Source organism: Microbacterium sp. NPDC008134, assembly GCF_042957055.1.
Taxonomy (GTDB): Bacteria; Actinomycetota; Actinomycetes; order Actinomycetales; family Microbacteriaceae; genus Microbacterium.
In genome coordinates, this window is record NZ_JBIBHO010000001.1 from 1,043,583 (window position 1) to 1,059,931 (window position 16,349).

Consider the following 16,349-nt stretch of genomic DNA (forward strand, 5'->3'; position numbering starts at 1 on the left):
CGGGACGAAGGAGTGCCATGACCGCGTTGGATGAGATCGACCGCGCCATCCTCGACGAACTGCGCCGCGACGCGCGGGCGTCGATGACCGCGTTGGCGGATGCCGTGCACATCTCGCGGGCGGGGGCGCACGCCCGCATCCGCAGGCTCACCGATGCCGGGGTGATCACGGGGTACACGGTGCGCACCGACCCGGCGAAGCTCGGCCACCACGCGAGCGCCTACGTGACCCTCGCGATCGAGCAGGCCAGCTGGCAGCTCGTGCAGGATCGTCTGCGGGAGATCCCCGAGATCGAGCACATGGCCCTGGTCGGCGGCGACTTCGACGTGATCCTGCTCGTTCGGGCGAACGACGCGCGCCACCTGCGCCGCATCGTGCTGGAGGACATCCAGGCGATCCCGTCGATTCGCACGACCCGCACGACCCTGATCTTCGAGGACTTCGAGCGCTGAGCGGGCGTCCGGGCGGGAGACGCCCGCGTGCCAGACTGGGGCGATGAGCGCAGACGTCCCTGCCGCAGCCGATCCCGCCCGCCGTGGTCGCCCGGGATACGACCGTCCGGGTCTGCTCGCCGCCGCCGTCGCGGTGTTCAACGACTCCGGCTACGACGGCACCTCGGTGGCGGCGCTCGCCGCGAGGCTCGGGCTGTCGAAAGCTGCGCTCTACCACCACTTCTCCTCGAAGGAGGAGATCCTCGAGACGGCCCTCGACGAGGCGCTCGACGGTCTCGAGGGCGTGCTGGCGGCCACGGATGCCGTGCGCCCGGGCGAGCGTCTGGCCACGGTGCTCGAGGGCGCGGTCGGCGTGCTCGTGGGGCACCTGCCCTCGGTCACGCTGCTGCTGCGCGTGCGGGGCAACAGCGAGGTCGAACGGCGCGCGCTCGAGCGACGGCGCGCCTTCGATCAGGCCGTGACCGGGATCGTTCGTGCCGCTCAGGACGAGGGCGCCGTGCGCGCCGACATCGATGCCTCGGTCGCGACGCGTCTGCTCTTCGGCATGGTCAACTCGCTCGTCGAGTGGTACCGCCCGAGCGGTCCGGAGGGCGCCGAGGCGCTCGCCCGAGACGTGCTCGCCGTGGCGCTCGACGGACTCCGCACTCGCTGAGCCGCGGCATCCGCCTCGTCTGCCGGACCGACGGGTCCGCCGCGGGCGTCAGCCGATCGTCAGCGTGAAGCCGTCCTCGGTCGCCGTTACGGTGACCCGGGTGAGGTCGTCCACCTGCACCTCGGGTTCGTGCGCACGGGCATGCGGACCGACGCCGATCACGCGCATACCGGCGGCGTGCGCCGCCTGGATGCCCGCACCCGAGTCCTCGAACACGATGCAGTCGACGGGGTCGATCCCGAGCTCCGCGGCCGCGCGGAGGAACCCCTCGGGGTCGGGCTTCGACGCCGACACGCTCTCGGCCGTGATCGTGAGCGCGGGCAGCGGCAGCCCGGCCGCTCCCATGCGCGCGGTCATCAGTTCGACGTTCGCCGAGGTCACGATCGCGTGCGGGTGGGGGAGCAGCGCCTGCAGCAGCGCGGCGGCGCCGGTGATCTCGATCACGCCGTCGACGTCGGCGCTCTCGTTCGCGAGCATCACCGTGTTCTCGTGCAGGTTGATCGCGTGATCGCGCTCGGGCAGCAGGATCGACATGCTCTGGTGCCCCTGGCGGCCGTGGATGACCCGCAGCACCGTGGCGGGGTCGAGGCCGTGGGGCTGCGCCCACTCCAGCCAGAGGCGTTCGACGACGGCGGTCGAGTCGACCAGGGTCCCGTCCATGTCGAGGAGGACGGCGCGGGCGTGCAGGGTCTCGGTCACCCCTCCAGGCTAGCGGCGAGATGCCGCGGCATCCGTTCCCCACCGGCGAGCACGGCGACCCTAGGATGGCGGCGGGAGGTGCCGCATGCGCACGATCGCAGAGCGGGTCCGTCAGGTGCTTCGACAGGTGCGGGGTCCGGCGCGCGAGGACGCCGTTCTCGAGGCCGCCGCACTGATCGTCGGGGCGCTCTTCTTCGTGCTCGGGTTCCTCATCGCGTTCCCGGTGTTCTTCGGTCACGAGGTCGCGATCAGCGGTCCGGGGTCGATCGGCAACTTCGCGGCCTACGGGGGAGCGGCCACCGCGGCACTGTCTTTCGCGTTCGGACGCCTCGTCGCGCGCCCGGAGCAGGCTCTCCCGGATGCCGTGCGCGACGGGTTCAGTGTGCCGGGTGACCATCTGCGCTGGTACGACCTGCTGGCGATCGCCTTCGCCCACGCCGCGATCGCCTACCTCGGGTGGCTCGGCATCGCGAAGCTGCTCGAGCAGAGCTTCACGGATGCGCCGGTGTTCGCCTTCCCCGGCGGCGTGCTCATCGGTGTCGCGTTCGCACTGACCGCCTACGTGTCGTTCCTCAGCTCCGTCGCCCTCACGCCGATGACCCTGTCGCTCGTGCTCGCGGTGTTCCTCGTGATCGGCGCCTTCGCGAGCATGCTCGCCTCGAGCGACCCGCACTGGTGGCGCGACAACCTCTCGGCCCTCGGCATGAGCACCAACAACGCGTCGTTCGCCTTCAACTTCACCCTGATCATCGCGGGTGTCATGGTCACGACGATCTCGCGCTACGCGACGGCGGGTCTTCCCGCGACCGATCCGATCGATCGCCGCGGGCGCCGGGTGGTGCGCACAGGACTCATCCTCATCGGCGTGTTCCTGGCGTGCGTGGGGGTCTTCCCCGTCGACGAGTTCTTCGCGGTGCACAACACCGTCGCGACCGGGATGGCGGTGGCCTTCGCCGTGATCGTCATCGGGTTGCCGAAGTTCCTGCGCAGCATCCCACGCGTCTTCGTGCTGCTGGGATGGGCGTACGTGCTGGTGATCGTGCTGCTCGCGGTCTTCTTCGCGACCGGGTACTACAACCTCACGGCGGTCGAGCTCATCGCCGCCGTACTCATCTTCAGCTGGATCATCGTCTTCCTGCGCACGGCGGGATCGATCCACGAGGAGGCGCCGCGGGCAGCCTCCGTCGACGTCGTCGAGGCCTGAGCGCGCTCAGTCGCCGCGCAGTGCTCAATCGCCGCGCAGGGCCCGGGTCGCGGCGGCGCTGCGCTCGAGGGATTCGACCGCGACGTCGCGACGCAGCTGCGCCGCCCCGATGAAGAGGCAGTCGACGAGGGCGAGCTGGGCGATGCGGCTGACCATCGCGCCGGCGCGGAAACGGGATTCACGTGCGTGCGTGAGGAGGACGTGGTCGGAGGCGCGAGCGAGGGGAGAGGTGCCCGCGCCGGTGATGCCCACGGTGGTGGCGCCCGTCTCGCGCGCGGCCTGCAGGAAGAGCACGGCTTCGGGGGTGGTGCCCGAGTTCGAGAAGCCGATGGCCACGGTCGGCGCGGTGCGCAGGGCGGCGGCGGCGCTCGCCTCGTGCGCGTCGTCGAGGGCGATCGCGTTGTGACCGATGCGCAGCAGCTTGTGGCCGAGATCGGCGGCCGCGAGGCGGCTCGCCCCGATTCCGAACAGCAGGATGCGCGCCGAGCCCTCGATGGCCTCAGCGGCTGATCCGAGTGCGTCGTAGTCGAGGCGTTCGACGGTCTCCTCGATCGCGAGGCGTTCGAGGGCGGCGAGCTTGCCGGCGGCGTCGCGCAGGCTGTCATCGGCGGCGATCTCGGCGCCGAACCCGCTGTTCGCGCCGAAGTTGACCGATTCGCGCCCGAGCTCGGCGGCCAGTGCGCGGCGCAGGGCGGCGTATCCGCTCACGCCGATCACGCGGCAGAAGCGCACGACCGAGGCGACGGAGGTGTCGCACGATGCGGCGAGCTCGGTGATCGTGCTCTCGATCACCTGCGTGGGATTGTCGGCGACGGCGCGGGCGATCCGGGCGAGGGAGGGCGGCAGGGTGTCGACCGATGCCGCGATCGTCGTCTGGATGCTCATGCGGGTCCTTTTTTCGCTGTGAATAATTCTTTCACGGTGTCACTGATACGCGTAGACTATTTTTATGACCTCAACGACCCGTGTGCTCGCCGTCGACCTCGGGAAGTCGCGCTGCCGGCTGGTCGTGGCCGATCCGACGCGCCGGCCTGCACATGAGGGTACAGGTGCACCGGGCCTCGCCGCCGCACAGGGCGTCGAGACCGCGCTCGCGGCCGTCGAGACCGTGCTCGCCGAGGCGCCGGAGGGTGCGATCTCGGCTCTCTCGATCGGAGCCGCGGGCGCGTGGGCCGCACCCGCGGCCGCGCAGCGCCTCGCGGGCCTTCTCGCGGCCCGCGTGCTGGCGCCGGTCGCCGTGAGTTCCGACGTCGTGACCGCCCACGCCGGTGCGTTGGGCGGCCGCCACGGCGTGCTGCTCATCGCGGGCACCGGTGCCGCCGCCCTCGGGACGGATGCCGACGGCGCCCGTCTCGTCGACGGCTGGGGGCCCGACGTCGGCGACCTCGGCAGCGGTTCCTGGCTCGGCCGCGAGGTGCTCCGCGCCGTGCTGCGCGCCGTCGATGGACTCGGCCCCGCGACATCGCTCACCGGGGCGATCGCGGAGCCCGTGGGCGCGGCATCCGACATCATCTCCTGGCTCGCGCACGACGGGCCGCTCGCCCGCCGTCTCGCGACCCTCGCCCCCCTCGCTCTGAACGCTGCCGAGGCCGGCGACCAGGCCGCCGGGGCTATCGCCGCCGAGGCGACCCGACTGCTCACCGCCTCCGCGGTCGCGGCGTCCGCGACGCCCGACGTCGTGCTGCACGGCGGACTCACCGACCACCCGTGGTTCCGTGCGCAGCTGACCGCCGCGCTCGCCGACGCCGGCCGCCGCGTGCGGCCGCCCGTCGGCGACGCGATCGACGGCGCCCTGCTGCTCGCCACCCGCTTCGATCTCCCTCACGAAAGGTTCGTGCACCGTGCCGAATGACACCCGACTCACCGCTCTCATCGAGGAGCTGTCGAAGCTCGACACCGAGGCCGCGACCACCGAGCGCGGCGACCTCGATCTGCTCACGAGCGCGCAGCTCGTCGAACGCATGAACGCCGAGGATGCGCGGGTCGCGGGAGCGGTCGCCGCGGAGCAGACGCACATCGCCGCCGCCATCGACGGCATCACCGAGCGGTTCCGTCGCGGCGGGCGACTCATCTACATCGGTGCGGGCACCGCCGGCCGCATCGGCGTGCTCGATGCGAGCGAGTGCCCGCCCACGTTCGGCACGGACCCGTCGCTCGTGGTCGGCATCATCGCCGGGGGCGAGACGGCGATCCGCTCCGCCGTCGAGAACGCCGAGGACGACGCCGACGCGGCGGCCGCCTCGCTCGCCGAGCTGCAGCTGACCGCCGCCGACACGGTCGTCGGCATCTCGGCCTCGGGTCGCACGCCGTACGTGATCGGTGGACTCGACTACGCCCGCGGTGTCGGAGCGCTCACGGTCGCGATCGCGTCGAACCGGGCTTCGGCGATCGGTGCCGCCGCCGACATCGCGATCGAGGTCGTGACCGGGCCCGAGTTCATCTCCGGGTCGACGCGCCTCAAGTCGGGCACCGCCCAGAAGCTCGTCGTGAACATGCTCACGACGCTCTCGATGATCAAGCTCGGCAAGACCTACCGCGGCGTGATGGTCGATCTGCTCGCCACGAACGAGAAGCTGCACGCGCGGTCGATCCGCACCGTGTCGCAGCTCGCCGGCGTCGACACGGATGAAGCCGCTCGTGCGCTCACCGCCGCCGACGGTTCGGTGAAGCTCGCGGTTCTCATCCTCGCCACCGGGGCGACGCCCGCGGATGCGGCCTCCGCCCTCGAAGCGGCCGACGGACTGCTGCGCGAGGCGATCTCGGCACTGAGCTGAACTCGCCCGACTGTCGTTGCGGTCAGTGCCCGAACTCGATGAGAGCGACGCCGACGGCGATGAGGGCGACGCCCGCGGCCATCATCGCCGAGAAATGGTCTTCGAAGAGGATGCGGCCCATGACCGCGGTGATCGCGACGCCGGCGGCGGCCCAGATGCCGTAGGCGACGCCCACGGGCATGCCCATCGCCAGGATCGCACCGAGCAGCGAGAACGCGGCGACGTAGCCGACGACGATCACCGGGATCCATCGCCGGCGGCGCAGGCCCTCGGAGGCCCGCAGGCTCAACGTCGCGGTGACCTCGCTGGCGATCGCGAGCACGAGGAGCAGCCAGATCACGACACGACCTCGGTCGTGGCGGTCGAGCGGGCATGCGATCCGAGCTCCACGAGCAGCACGCCGATCACGATCGCGCCGACTCCGATGATCTGCACCGTGCCGAGCGTCTCACCGAACAGCACGGTGCCGAGCACGGCGGTGAGCACCACGCCGATCGCCGACCAGATGCCGTAGGCGACGCCCACGGGCATGCCGCGGTCGAGCACCACCGACAGCAGCCACAGCGACCCGGTGTACCCGGCGACGACCACGATCAGCCAGAGCGGATGCGTGAAGCCCTCGGCGGCGCGCAGCGACAGTGTCGCCGTCACCTCGAGGGCGATCGCGATCAGCAGCGGCGGCCACGGCGAGCGGCGGGGTCGGTCGGTCATCGCAGGCCTTTCGGGAGCGGCGGGCCGACGGCGGATGCCGGGCTCGAGCGCCGCAGGGGAGAACGCGTCGGATGCTCGCAGGATTCCCTGTCCGGGAGGTGAACGGATGCGGGAGCTGTCGCCTGTCGGAGGTGCCGGGCATCATGGGGTCATGAATCCCACGAAGCTGCGTCGAGAGCGCCTGCGCTCGCATCGGCTCACCGCCCGCGCCGCGTCGGTGGTCGATGCCGCGGGGCACATGCTCGCGGTGCAGAGTCAGGACTTCACCGCCGGGCGCTGGGCGCTGGCGGCCCGCACGCGCGGCACCGTCACTCTGGCCGCCGTCGATCGCGCCTTCGATCGCGGCGACATCGTGCGCGCATGGACGATGCGCGGCACTCTGCACACGATCCCTGCGCGGGATCTGGGGTGGGTGCTCTCGGTCACGGGGGAGCGCCAGTTGGCCGCGGCCGCCGCACGCCACCGGGACCTCGGTATCGATGAGGAGTTGCTCCGACGCGCGGCCGGGATCATCGATCCGGTCCTCCGCGACGGCGGATGCTCGCGTGCGGAGGCCTTCGCACGGTGGACGGATGCCGGGGTCGACCCTCGGGATCAGCGCGGCGTGCACCTGCTCGGCGCTCTCGCGATGCGGGGCGAGATCTGCCAGGGTCCGGTCGTGCCGGCGACGGCGTCGGCGGGCATCGCGCGGGAGCAGCGCTTCGTGGCATCCGATGCGTGGATCGGCGACGCGGCGTGGCCGGACGATCCGCTCGCCGAGCTCTTCGTGCGCTACGTCGACGGCCATGGTCCGGCGCGCGTCGAGGACTTCGCGTGGTGGTCGGGGCTCACCCTCGGAGTATCGCGCGATGCCCGGGAGCGTGCTGCCGGTCGCGTGACCGAGATCGACGAGGGCACGTTTGCGGCTGCCGAGCCGCCGCGTCGTTCACCGGGTGCGCCGCGGGTTCAGGTGCTCGGGGCTTTCGACGAGTACTACATCTCCTACGCGGATCGCAGCCTCGTGTGCCCGCCCGAGGGCCTGGGCGCGGTCGGACCGGGCAAGAACGGGATGGTGCGCCCGGTCGTGGTCATCGATGGAGAGGTGGTCGGCGTGTGGCGCCTTCCGCCAGCATCCGGGCGCGAGGGCGGCCGGGCGGTCGTCGAGCTGTTCGGTGCGGGGGAGCGGACGGCCGCCCTCGACCCCGAGATCGACGCGCAGCTGCGCGCGGCGCTCGCCCGGCACGCGGCATTCCTCGGGGCTCCGGAACGCGCCGAGGGCTGACCGCGGGTCACTCCTCGGCGTGACGCCCCAGGAACTCGTAGACCTCGCTGTCGTCGACGCCGGGGAACGCACCGCGCGGCAGCGGCGAGAACATGTGCGTGTGCACGCGGGCGCTCGGCCACGACTTGCCGTTCCAGCGCTCCGCGAGCTCTGACGAAGGGCGCCGGCAGCACGACTCGTCGGGGCAGTTCGACACGGCGCGATCGGTCGTCTCGCGCCCGCGCCACCAGCGCGCGTCGTCGAAGGGCACCCCGACCGTGATCGAGAATTCGCCGTCGGCCGACGATCCGGTCTGCGTCGAGCACCAGAACGTTCCCGATGGGGTGTCGGTGTACTGGTGGTGCTCGGTCGTGCGGTTCTGCTGGCCGAAGGCCGCGCGGGCCTGGAACTTGCGGCACACCCGCTGGCCCTCGACGGCCCCGGTGACGTCCATCGGCAGCGGCAGGTCGTCGTTCTCGTAGACGCGCGTGATCGCGCCGTCGGAGTCCACGCGCAGGAAGTGCAGCGACATGCCCAGGTGCTGGGTGAGGAGGTTGGTCATGCGCATGCCCGCGGCCTCGTGCGTGACACCGAACGCGTCGCGGAAGTCCTCGACGGCGAGGTTGCGGTCCTTCTTGGCCTGCTGCAGGAAGGCGACGGATGCCGTCTCGGGCAGCAGGCAACAGGCGCCGAAGTAGTTGATCTCGAGGCGCTGCTGCAGGAAGTCGGCGTAGTCGGTGGGCGGGGTGTGGCCGAGGAGTCGGTGGGCCATCGCCTGCAGTGCCATCGAGCGCAGACCGTGCCCGCCGGGGATCGAGGCGGGCGGCAGGTAGATACGGCCGTTCTCGAGGTCGGTGACCGAGCGGGTGGAGTGCGGGAGGTCGTTCACGTAGATGAGCTCGAAGCCGAGACGCTCGGCCATGATGCTCACGGTGCGGTGACTGAGCGCGCCCTGCACGTGGCCGGCGGCCTTCAGCTGCTTCTCGGCGAGCTTCTCGATGTCGGCGAGGTAGTTGTTCTGCGCGCGCATCCGCAGCCGCAGCTCGGTGTTCGCGCGGCGCGCCTCCTCCGGTGTCGCGATGGCCTCGCGCTCACGGCGCTGCAGCTCGCGGTGCAGACCCAGCACCGACTCGATGGTCTCGTCGCTCATGCCCTTCGTCACGCGCACGGGGGAGATGCCGAGCTGGCGGAAGACCGGGCTCTCCTGCGCGCGGTCGAGCTCGATCTCGAGCGCGGCGCGGCGGTTCGGCGGCTCGCCGGAGATGAGGTCGGTGACCTCGGTCCCGGTGGCCTGCGCGATGGCCTGCAGCAGTGAGAGCTTCGGTTCGCGCTTGCCGTTCTCGACCAGGCTGAGCTGCGACCCGGCGACACCCACGAGCGCGCCGAGCTCGTCGAGAGTGAATCCGCGAGCTTGCCGGTGGTGCCGGATGCGGTGGCCGAGAGTCGTGAGATGGATGCCGGAGGACGCCATTCCTTGATCTTAGACGAAAGAATCGCGATATTTACGACCAGAATCGTCGAAAAGTCGCGAGGAATGCCGAAGAAGATGGGTTCAACGCCCCACACTTCAAAGGAGCAGTCCATGGCCATCGCCGAAGTCTTCACCCCTCGCACCTCGCCCGTCGCCGCCGCGCGCACCTTCGGCACGGTGCCGGCCTATGACACTCCCGCGATGGTGGAGCTGGTCGCCTGGGTCGACGAGATGGCCGAGCTGACCCAGCCCGACTCGGTGCACTGGGTCGACGGCTCGCGCGCCGAGAACGACTGGCTGCTGCGCGGCCTCGTCTCGGAGGGCAAGCTCATCAAGCTCAACCCCGAGTGGCGACCCGGCTCGTACCTCGCCCGCTCGCACCCGAGCGACGTCGCTCGTACCGAGGGGCGCACGTTCATCTCCTCCGAGAAGGAGGAGGATGCGGGCCCGACGAACAACTGGGCGCCGCCCGCCGAGATGCGCGAGAAGATGAACGGCCTGTTCGCCGGGTCCATGCGCGGACGCACGATGTACGTCGTGCCGTTCTCGATGGGAGCGGTCGGCGGCCCGCTGTCGCACATCGGCGTGCAGATCACCGACAGCGCGTACGCTGTCGCCTCGATCGGGATCATGACGCGTGTCGGCGACGCCGTCACCCGGCAGATCGCCGAGGGCGCCCCGTGGGTGCGAACGGCGCACACCGTCGGCGCGCCTCTCGCGCCCGGGCAGACGGATGCTGAGTGGCCGTGCAACGACGAGAAGTACATCGTGCACTTCCCCGAAACCCTCGAGGTGTTCTCCTACGGCTCGGGCTACGGCGGCAACGCGATCCTCGCCAAGAAGTGCTTCGCACTGCGCATCGCCTCGGTGATCGCCCGCGACGAGGGATGGCTGGCCGAGCACATGCTGTTGATCCGTGTGATCGACCCGCAGGGGCGCGCGTTCCACGTCGCCGCGGCGTTCCCCTCGGCGTGCGGGAAGACGAACCTCGCGATGCTGCGGCCGACGATCCCCGGCTGGAAGGTCGAGACGCTCGGAGACGACATCGCCTGGATCCGTCCGGGAGAGGACGGCCGCCTCTGGGCGATCAACCCCGAGGCCGGATTCTTCGGCGTCGCCCCCGGTACGGGCGAGGCCACCAACGTCACGGCAGTCGAGACGCTGTGGGGCAACACGATCTTCACGAACGTCGCGCTCCGCCCCGACGGCGACGTGTGGTGGGAGGGCCTGACCGACACCGCTCCCGCTGAGCTCACCGACTGGGAGGGCAATGCCTGGACGCCGGACTCCGGCCGCCCCGCCGCGCACCCGAACTCCCGCTTCACCGTCTCCGCGTCGCAGTGCCCGCAGATCGCCGAGGACTGGGAGGAGGCCGTGCCGCTCGACGTCATCCTGTTCGGCGGGCGTCGTGCCAGCAACGTGCCGCTCGTGGTCGAAGCGACCGACTGGACCCACGGCGTCTTCCTCGGGTCGAACATCTCCTCGGAGCGCACCGCCGCAGCCGAAGGAACGCTCGGCGAACTGCGCCGCGACCCGTTCGCCATGCTCCCGTTCTGCGGCTACAACATGGGCGACTACTTCGGCCACTGGTTGAACGTCGGACGCGGGCTGCGGTTCGATCGTGCTCCGCGAATCTTCCAGGTCAACTGGTTCCGCCGCGGCGACGACGGCCGCTTCCTGTGGCCGGGATTCGGCGACAACTCGCGCGTCGTCGACTGGATCATCCGCCGGATCTCCGGCGACGTGCCGGCCGTCGACAGCCCGATCGGGCGGCTGCCGCGCCCGCAGGACCTCGACCTCGACGGACTCGACGTCCCGCAGGCCGACCTCGACGAGCTGTTCCGGGTCGATCCCGCGGCCTGGCGGGTCGAGGCCGATCGCACCGAGGAGTTCTACGACACGTTCGGTGACCATCTTCCGGCCGCGCTGCGTGCCGAACTGGCGTCGCTCCGGTACCGCCTCGAGAAGGTATGACCGGAGCGCAGGGCCAGGTGCCGGTTCGGGGGAGCCGGCACCTCCGAGTCCCCGTCGAGGGACTCGCGTGAGACCCGCGAAGGCGGGATGTCGGAGACGAACCCATGGCTGAGTGGTCTCCGGCATCCCGCCTTCGCGTTGTTCGTGTGCGCGCTGCCGATCAGGCGAGCAGCTGGTGACGCGCCAGATCGCGGTACAGCGGCGTCGACTCGACGAGCTCTGAGTGCGTGCCCTGACCCACCACCGCGCCGTCCTGCAGCACGACGATGAGGTCGCTGTCGACGACGGTCGAGAGGCGGTGCGCGATCACCACGAGCGTGCGGTCGGTCGAGACGGCGTCGATCGCCTCGCGCATGCGCTGTTCGTTGACGCCGTCGAGCGACGACGTCGACTCGTCGAGCAGCAGGATCGGGGCATCGGTGAGCAGTGCGCGGGCGATCGCGAGGCGCTGGCGCTCGCCGCCCGAGAGCATCACGCCGTCTTCGCCCACCGGTGCCGCAAGACCCAGCGGGCTGCGCTCGAGCACGTCGCCCAGGTTGACCGCGCGCAGCACGCGTTCGCAGTCGGCGTCGGATGCCTCGGGCGAGGCGAGTCGCAGGTTGTCGGCGAGCGTGCCGGCGAGGGTCGGAGCATCCTGCTCGACGTAGCCGAAGTGCGCGCGCAGCTCGTCGCGCGGGTAGGTGCGCGCGTCGTGACCGTGCACGCGGATCGATCCGCCCGTGGGGTCGTAGAAGCGCTCGACGAGCGAGAGGATCGTGCTCTTTCCCGCGCCGCTGGGCCCGACGAGAGCGACCCGAGCGCCGCGCGGCACCGCGAATGAGACGCCGCGCAGCACCTCGTGGTCAGCGGTGTCCTCCACAGCGGCGACGGTGCCGTCGATCGTCTCCGGCTTCTCGACATGGGCATCTTCGAGCAACGTTCTGGCGGCCTTCGCGGCGGCCTCGCGGGCGGCGACGACGTTGTCGGGGTAACGGAAGTGCACGTCGCGGAACTCGAGGGCCGGGGCATCCGCCGCAGGCTCGGGGCGCGCGATGTCGGCGGCGATCCGCTCGTCGTCCTGCGTCTCGGTGGGCAGGTCGAGCACCTCCTGGATGCGTCCGAGGGCGCCGAGCGCCTGATTGACCGAGGTGATCGCCCCGAACGTCGTCGCGAGCGGCATCACCAGCAGGAAGAGGAACATGATGAACGCGATCAGTGACGCGATCGAGAGTGCGCCGGCTGCAACGCGGAACCCTCCCACGCCGAGCACCACGATGAGGGAGAGCTGCAGGGCGATGCCGGCGACCGGCACGACGAGCGAGGAGATCTTCGCGATCCGCACGCCCAGACCGTACGCCTCGTCGGCGGTCCGAGACACCGCCGCCGTCTCACGTTCGGTCGCGCCCGAGGCGCGGATCGTGCGGATGGATCCCACCGCGCGCTCGACCCCGGAGGCCAGCTCGCCGACCTTCTGCTGCTGCTCGGTCGAGGCCGTGCGGATGCGTCCGCTGAGGGCCACGACGACGACGACCGAGACGCCGATCACGAGCACGATCAGCAGCAGGAGGATCGGGTCGATCACGAGCATCGCCACGAGGGCTCCGATGAACAGCACGGCGCTGCCGACGGCATCCGCCAGTCCCTGCGTGAGTACGGCGTAGAGCAGGGTCGTGTCGGTGCCGACGCGCGAGACGAGGTCGCCGGTGCGACGGGCGTCGAACTCCGAGGTCGGCAGGTGCAGGATGCGGGCGATCAGCTTGCGGCGGCTGGAGCGCACCACCGCGGTACCGGTGCGCTGCAGCAGGTAGTGCTGGAAGCCGGAGATGATCGACGACACGATCACGAAACCGATCAGCAACCACACCAGGATGCCGAGGGTGCCGCCGGACTGCACCGCCTCGATGACCTGCCCGACGAGCAGCGGTTGCACGAGCGAGGTCGCGGCGCCGAAGACGCTGAGCGCGGCCACGACGACGAGCGTGCGCTTGTGCTCGAAGAGGAAGGGGAGCAACTGGCGGAACGTGGCGCGCGGACCGTCCTGCTGCGCGCCGCGTCCGCGTCGGCGCGGAGTCGCCGTCCGGGACATGGATGACCTCGTTCTGAGAAAAAGGGGGTACTACGACCGTACTTCGTGCGGAGGGGGTACGCGGTCGCTCAGGAGCGCCCGAACCGCCGGTGCGCGGCCTGCTTCGAGACGCCCAGGGCGCTCGCGATGGCCTGCCAGGAGTACCCGGTGTTGCGGGCTCGGCGAACCTGCGCCTCTTCGGCTCGCGAGATCTCACGACGGAGTGCCGTGAGGCGGTTCAGCTCGGCGAGGGGTTCACCCTCGGGGTCGGTCGCGATCGCGGTGCGGATGCTCATGCGTCAACGCTAGTTGACGCTCCTGTCGTTCGTCAACCCACTTTGACGTTTCGAATCGCTCACCTTGTCGATTCCGCCCCTGCGAAACGACGAAGTGAGCGATTCGAAAGCCGGATCGGCAGACTGGACGGATGCTCGACACTCCCGCACTCCGCCCCGGTGACCGCGTCGCCGTGCTGTCGCCCGCGTTCGCCGCCCCGGCGGTCGCGCCCGAGATTCACGCGCAGGCTCTGCGGCGGCTCGCCGATCTCACCGGGCTCGTACCCGTCGAGTACCCGACCACGCGCCTCCTCGACGCGAGCCCGGAGGCGCGGGCCGCCGACGTCAACGCGGCCTTCGCCGATCCGAGCATCCGGGCGATCCTCGCGACCATCGGCGGTGACGACCAGATCCTCGTCGTGCCGCATCTCGATCCCGCCCTGGCGCTCGCCGACCCCAAGCCGTTCCTCGGGTACAGCGACAACACGAACATCCTGAACTGGCTGTGGGGCCTCGGTATCCGCGGCTATTACGGCGGCTCGACCGCCGTGCACCTCGGCCCCGGCCCCGCGGTCGACGACGTGCACCTGCTCTCGCTACGTGCCGCGCTGATCGAGCGCGGCACGGTGGAGATCACCGCGCCCGGCGAGTCGGAGGACATCGGCCGGCGCTGGGTCGATCCGCGCGCGCTGAGCGAGTACGGCGACCGCACTCCGACCGACTCGTGGGCGTGGGCCGGTCCGGCGCGCACCGTCTCGGGGCGGACCTGGGGCGGATGCCTCGAGGTCGTCGACAGTCTCGCCCTCGCCGATCGGCTGCCCGCGGTCGAGGATCTGGCCGGATCGATCCTGCTCCTCGAGACGAGTGAGGAGCGGCCGCCCGCGAGCTGGGTGAATCGGTGGATGCGTGGATTGGGGGAGCGCGGCATCCTGTCGGCCGTCTCCGGCGTGGTCGTCGCCCGCCCGCCGGTGAGCGACTTCGACTTCTCGCCGACCGATGACGAGGCGCGCGCCCTGCGTGCGGCCCAGCGCGACGTCGTGATCGACGTCGTCACCCGGTACAACCCCGAGGCGGTGGTGTGCGTCGGTCCGCCGTTCGGCCACACCCGCCCGCAGTGGATCGTGCCCTACGGTGGCACGATGACCCTCGACGGCGCCGCCTGCCGGATCTTCGCCGACTACTGACCGCGACGGTCCATCAGATGTGAGAACGCCTCTGAGGCCCTTCGTCGAAGGGTCCCAGAGGCGTTCTCCGGTGTCGGATGCCGTTACGGCTGCGGCGTCGCCGCCACGCCGAGGTCGTCCTCGTAGTCGACGTCCTTGGTCTCCTTCGAGAGCACCAGCGCGACGAACGTCAGAACACCCATGGCCGAGAGGTACAGACCCACGAGCCACGGAGCGCCACCGCCCGCCTGCCACAGCCACACCGCGATGAGCGGTGCGACGGCCGCGCCGAGGATCGACGAGACGTTGTACGAGATCGCCGAGCCCGAGTAGCGCACGTTCGTCGGGAACAGCTCGGGCAGCAGGGCGCCCATCGGGCCGAACGTGGCGCCCATGAGCATGAAGCCGAAGACGAGGAACGCCTGCGCGAGAGCGCCCGTGAACTTCGGGTCGACGGCCGGCAGCAGGAACGCGTTGAACGTGAGGCCGAAGACGATGATGAGACCGGTGACCCAGAGCAGCAGCTTACGGCGACCGATCTTGTCGGCGATCGGGCCCGAGAGCAGCGTGAAGATGCCGAAGAACACGACGCCGATGATCTGCATGAGCACGAAGTCGGTGTAGCCGAAGCCGAGTCCCGGGTAGAACTGTGCGGCGAACGCCGAGGCGTCGAAGTCGTTGCCGGCTGCTTCTGCGGCAGCCTGGGCCGCAGCGGATGCCGTCTCGAGCGATGCCGGCTTCGTGCCGTACGACAGCGTGAAGTTCGTCATCAGGTAGAAGAGCACGTAGGTCGCGAGCATGAAGAACGTGCCGAGGATGAGCTGCTTCCAGTGGTGGCGGAAGACCGTCGCGAGCGGGAGCTTGCGGATCGTGCCCTTCGTCTCGGCCTTCTTGAACGTGTCGGACTCGACGAGGCGCAGACGCACCCAGAGACCGATGATGACCATCACGGCGGAGAACAGGAACGGGATGCGCCAGCCCCAGGCGAGGAACGCCTCGGACTTGAGCGCCGGGTTCTCGGCGTGGGGGAGCAGCCAGTTGATGCTGAGAAACAGCAGGTTGGCGATGATGAATCCGAGCGGGGCGCCCAGCTGCGGGAAGGTGCCGTACCAGGCGCGTTTGCCCTTCGGGGCGTTCTCGGTGGCGACCAGGGCCGCACCCGACCACTCGCCACCGAGCGCGAAGCCCTGCGCGAGACGCATGATCAGCAGCAGGAGGGCGGCCACCCAGCCGATCTGCTGGAACGTGGGGAGGAGTCCGATGAGGAACGTCGCGATACCCATCGTGAGCAGCGATGCGACGAGGGTCGCCTTGCGGCCGTACTTGTCACCGAAGTGGCCGAAGACCACCGCACCGATCGGGCGGGCGACCATGGCGGCGCCGAACACGCCGAACGAGGCGAGGAGAGAGGTGGTGTCGTTGCCGGTCGGGAAGAAGAGCACCGGGAAAACGAGCACGGCCGCCGTGGCGTAGGCGTAGAAGTCGTAGAACTCGATGGTCGTGCCGACCAGGCTCGCGGTGATGACACGCGAGCGGGGATTCGCTGGTGCTGTGGTCGTACTCATGCTGCTCCTTAGGAAATAAGTGCCCTGGTATACCGAGGCACTCGGGCGAGTTTACGCCTCCCTGGGAGTTGCCTGGACGCGTGGCGGTCCCGGAGGGCGTTATGTGACGCGATACGTAGAGTCGG

The 16,349-nt window shown here is 70.3% G+C and carries 16 protein-coding genes; 8 read left to right on the top strand and 8 right to left on the bottom strand.

From position 1 onward, the window contains the following. The first annotated feature begins 17 nt into the window (after window positions 1-17). Both ACFY9N_RS04825 and ACFY9N_RS04830 read left to right on the top strand, forming a co-directional pair. Window positions 18-452 (top strand): Lrp/AsnC family transcriptional regulator, encoded by a 435-nt coding sequence (locus ACFY9N_RS04825; protein WP_391477158.1) that lies wholly within the window; start codon window positions 18-20, stop codon window positions 450-452. Window positions 453-495: 43 nt separating this feature from the next. Continuing rightward, entirely contained in the window at window positions 496-1,104 is a 609-nt protein-coding gene (locus tag ACFY9N_RS04830; RefSeq protein WP_391477159.1) for a TetR/AcrR family transcriptional regulator, read from the top strand. A 48-nt stretch (window positions 1,105-1,152) separates the two neighbouring features. Here the strand turns inward: ACFY9N_RS04830 and ACFY9N_RS04835 are convergent, their stop codons facing one another. Then, window positions 1,153-1,803, bottom strand: coding sequence for an HAD-IA family hydrolase (locus ACFY9N_RS04835; protein ID WP_391477161.1), 651 nt, complete (start codon window positions 1,801-1,803; stop codon window positions 1,153-1,155). 85 nt (window positions 1,804-1,888) lie between these two features. Between ACFY9N_RS04835 and ACFY9N_RS04840 the strand changes: the two genes are divergently transcribed. Continuing rightward, a complete protein-coding gene (locus tag ACFY9N_RS04840) occupies window positions 1,889-3,007 on the top strand; it encodes a DUF998 domain-containing protein (RefSeq protein WP_391477162.1) in 1,119 nt (372 codons plus the stop codon). 24 nt (window positions 3,008-3,031) lie between these two features. Here ACFY9N_RS04840 and ACFY9N_RS04845 read toward each other — a convergent pair whose 3' ends face one another. Beyond that, entirely contained in the window at window positions 3,032-3,892 is an 861-nt protein-coding gene (locus ACFY9N_RS04845) for a MurR/RpiR family transcriptional regulator (protein ID WP_391477164.1), read from the bottom strand. Between the two features lie 64 nt (window positions 3,893-3,956). Between ACFY9N_RS04845 and ACFY9N_RS04850 the strand changes: the two genes are divergently transcribed. Both ACFY9N_RS04850 and murQ read left to right on the top strand, forming a co-directional pair. Then, window positions 3,957-4,859: an N-acetylglucosamine kinase gene (locus tag ACFY9N_RS04850; RefSeq protein WP_391477165.1), complete on the top strand. Its 903-nt coding sequence runs from the start codon at window positions 3,957-3,959 to the stop codon at window positions 4,857-4,859. After that, window positions 4,849-5,781, top strand: coding sequence for an N-acetylmuramic acid 6-phosphate etherase (gene murQ / locus ACFY9N_RS04855; RefSeq protein ID WP_391477166.1), 933 nt, complete (start codon window positions 4,849-4,851; stop codon window positions 5,779-5,781). The genes ACFY9N_RS04850 and murQ overlap by 11 nt, the downstream gene beginning before the upstream one ends. Window positions 5,782-5,803: 22 nt before the next feature. Here the strand turns inward: murQ and ACFY9N_RS04860 are convergent, their stop codons facing one another. Continuing rightward, window positions 5,804-6,121, bottom strand: coding sequence for a DMT family transporter (locus tag ACFY9N_RS04860; RefSeq protein ID WP_391477167.1), 318 nt, complete (start codon window positions 6,119-6,121; stop codon window positions 5,804-5,806). Then, window positions 6,118-6,492, bottom strand: a complete 375-nt coding sequence (locus ACFY9N_RS04865) for a DMT family transporter (protein ID WP_391477169.1) — start codon at window positions 6,490-6,492, stop codon at window positions 6,118-6,120. Before ACFY9N_RS04865 ends, ACFY9N_RS04860 begins: the two co-directional genes overlap by 4 nt. 151 nt (window positions 6,493-6,643) lie before the next feature. On the opposite strand from ACFY9N_RS04865, the gene ACFY9N_RS04870 reads away from it, so the two are divergent. Next, entirely contained in the window at window positions 6,644-7,753 is a 1,110-nt protein-coding gene (locus tag ACFY9N_RS04870) for a winged helix DNA-binding domain-containing protein (RefSeq protein WP_391477170.1), read from the top strand. Window positions 7,754-7,760: 7 nt separating this feature from the next. Here the strand turns inward: ACFY9N_RS04870 and ACFY9N_RS04875 are convergent, their stop codons facing one another. After that, window positions 7,761-9,203 (bottom strand): helix-turn-helix domain-containing protein, encoded by a 1,443-nt coding sequence (locus ACFY9N_RS04875; protein ID WP_391477171.1) that lies wholly within the window; start codon window positions 9,201-9,203, stop codon window positions 7,761-7,763. 111 nt (window positions 9,204-9,314) lie between these two features. On the opposite strand from ACFY9N_RS04875, the gene ACFY9N_RS04880 reads away from it, so the two are divergent. Beyond that, a complete protein-coding gene (locus ACFY9N_RS04880) occupies window positions 9,315-11,177 on the top strand; it encodes a phosphoenolpyruvate carboxykinase (GTP) (protein WP_391477173.1) in 1,863 nt (620 codons plus the stop codon). Window positions 11,178-11,337: 160 nt separating this feature from the next. Here the strand turns inward: ACFY9N_RS04880 and ACFY9N_RS04885 are convergent, their stop codons facing one another. After that, window positions 11,338-13,242 carry an ABC transporter ATP-binding protein gene (locus ACFY9N_RS04885; protein ID WP_391477174.1) on the bottom strand — a complete coding sequence of 635 codons (1,905 nt, stop codon included), beginning with the start codon at window positions 13,240-13,242 and terminating at the stop codon, window positions 11,338-11,340. Window positions 13,243-13,310: 68 nt separating this feature from the next. Continuing rightward, a complete protein-coding gene (locus ACFY9N_RS04890; RefSeq protein WP_391477176.1) occupies window positions 13,311-13,517 on the bottom strand; it encodes an AsnC family protein in 207 nt (68 codons plus the stop codon). A 131-nt stretch (window positions 13,518-13,648) separates the two neighbouring features. Between ACFY9N_RS04890 and ACFY9N_RS04895 the strand changes: the two genes are divergently transcribed. Beyond that, window positions 13,649-14,680: a S66 peptidase family protein gene (locus ACFY9N_RS04895; protein ID WP_391477177.1), complete on the top strand. Its 1,032-nt coding sequence runs from the start codon at window positions 13,649-13,651 to the stop codon at window positions 14,678-14,680. An 83-nt stretch (window positions 14,681-14,763) separates the two neighbouring features. On the opposite strand, the gene ACFY9N_RS04900 is transcribed toward ACFY9N_RS04895, so the two are convergent. After that, window positions 14,764-16,224, bottom strand: coding sequence for an MFS transporter (locus ACFY9N_RS04900; RefSeq protein ID WP_391477179.1), 1,461 nt, complete (start codon window positions 16,222-16,224; stop codon window positions 14,764-14,766). Window positions 16,225-16,349 lie beyond the last annotated feature (125 nt).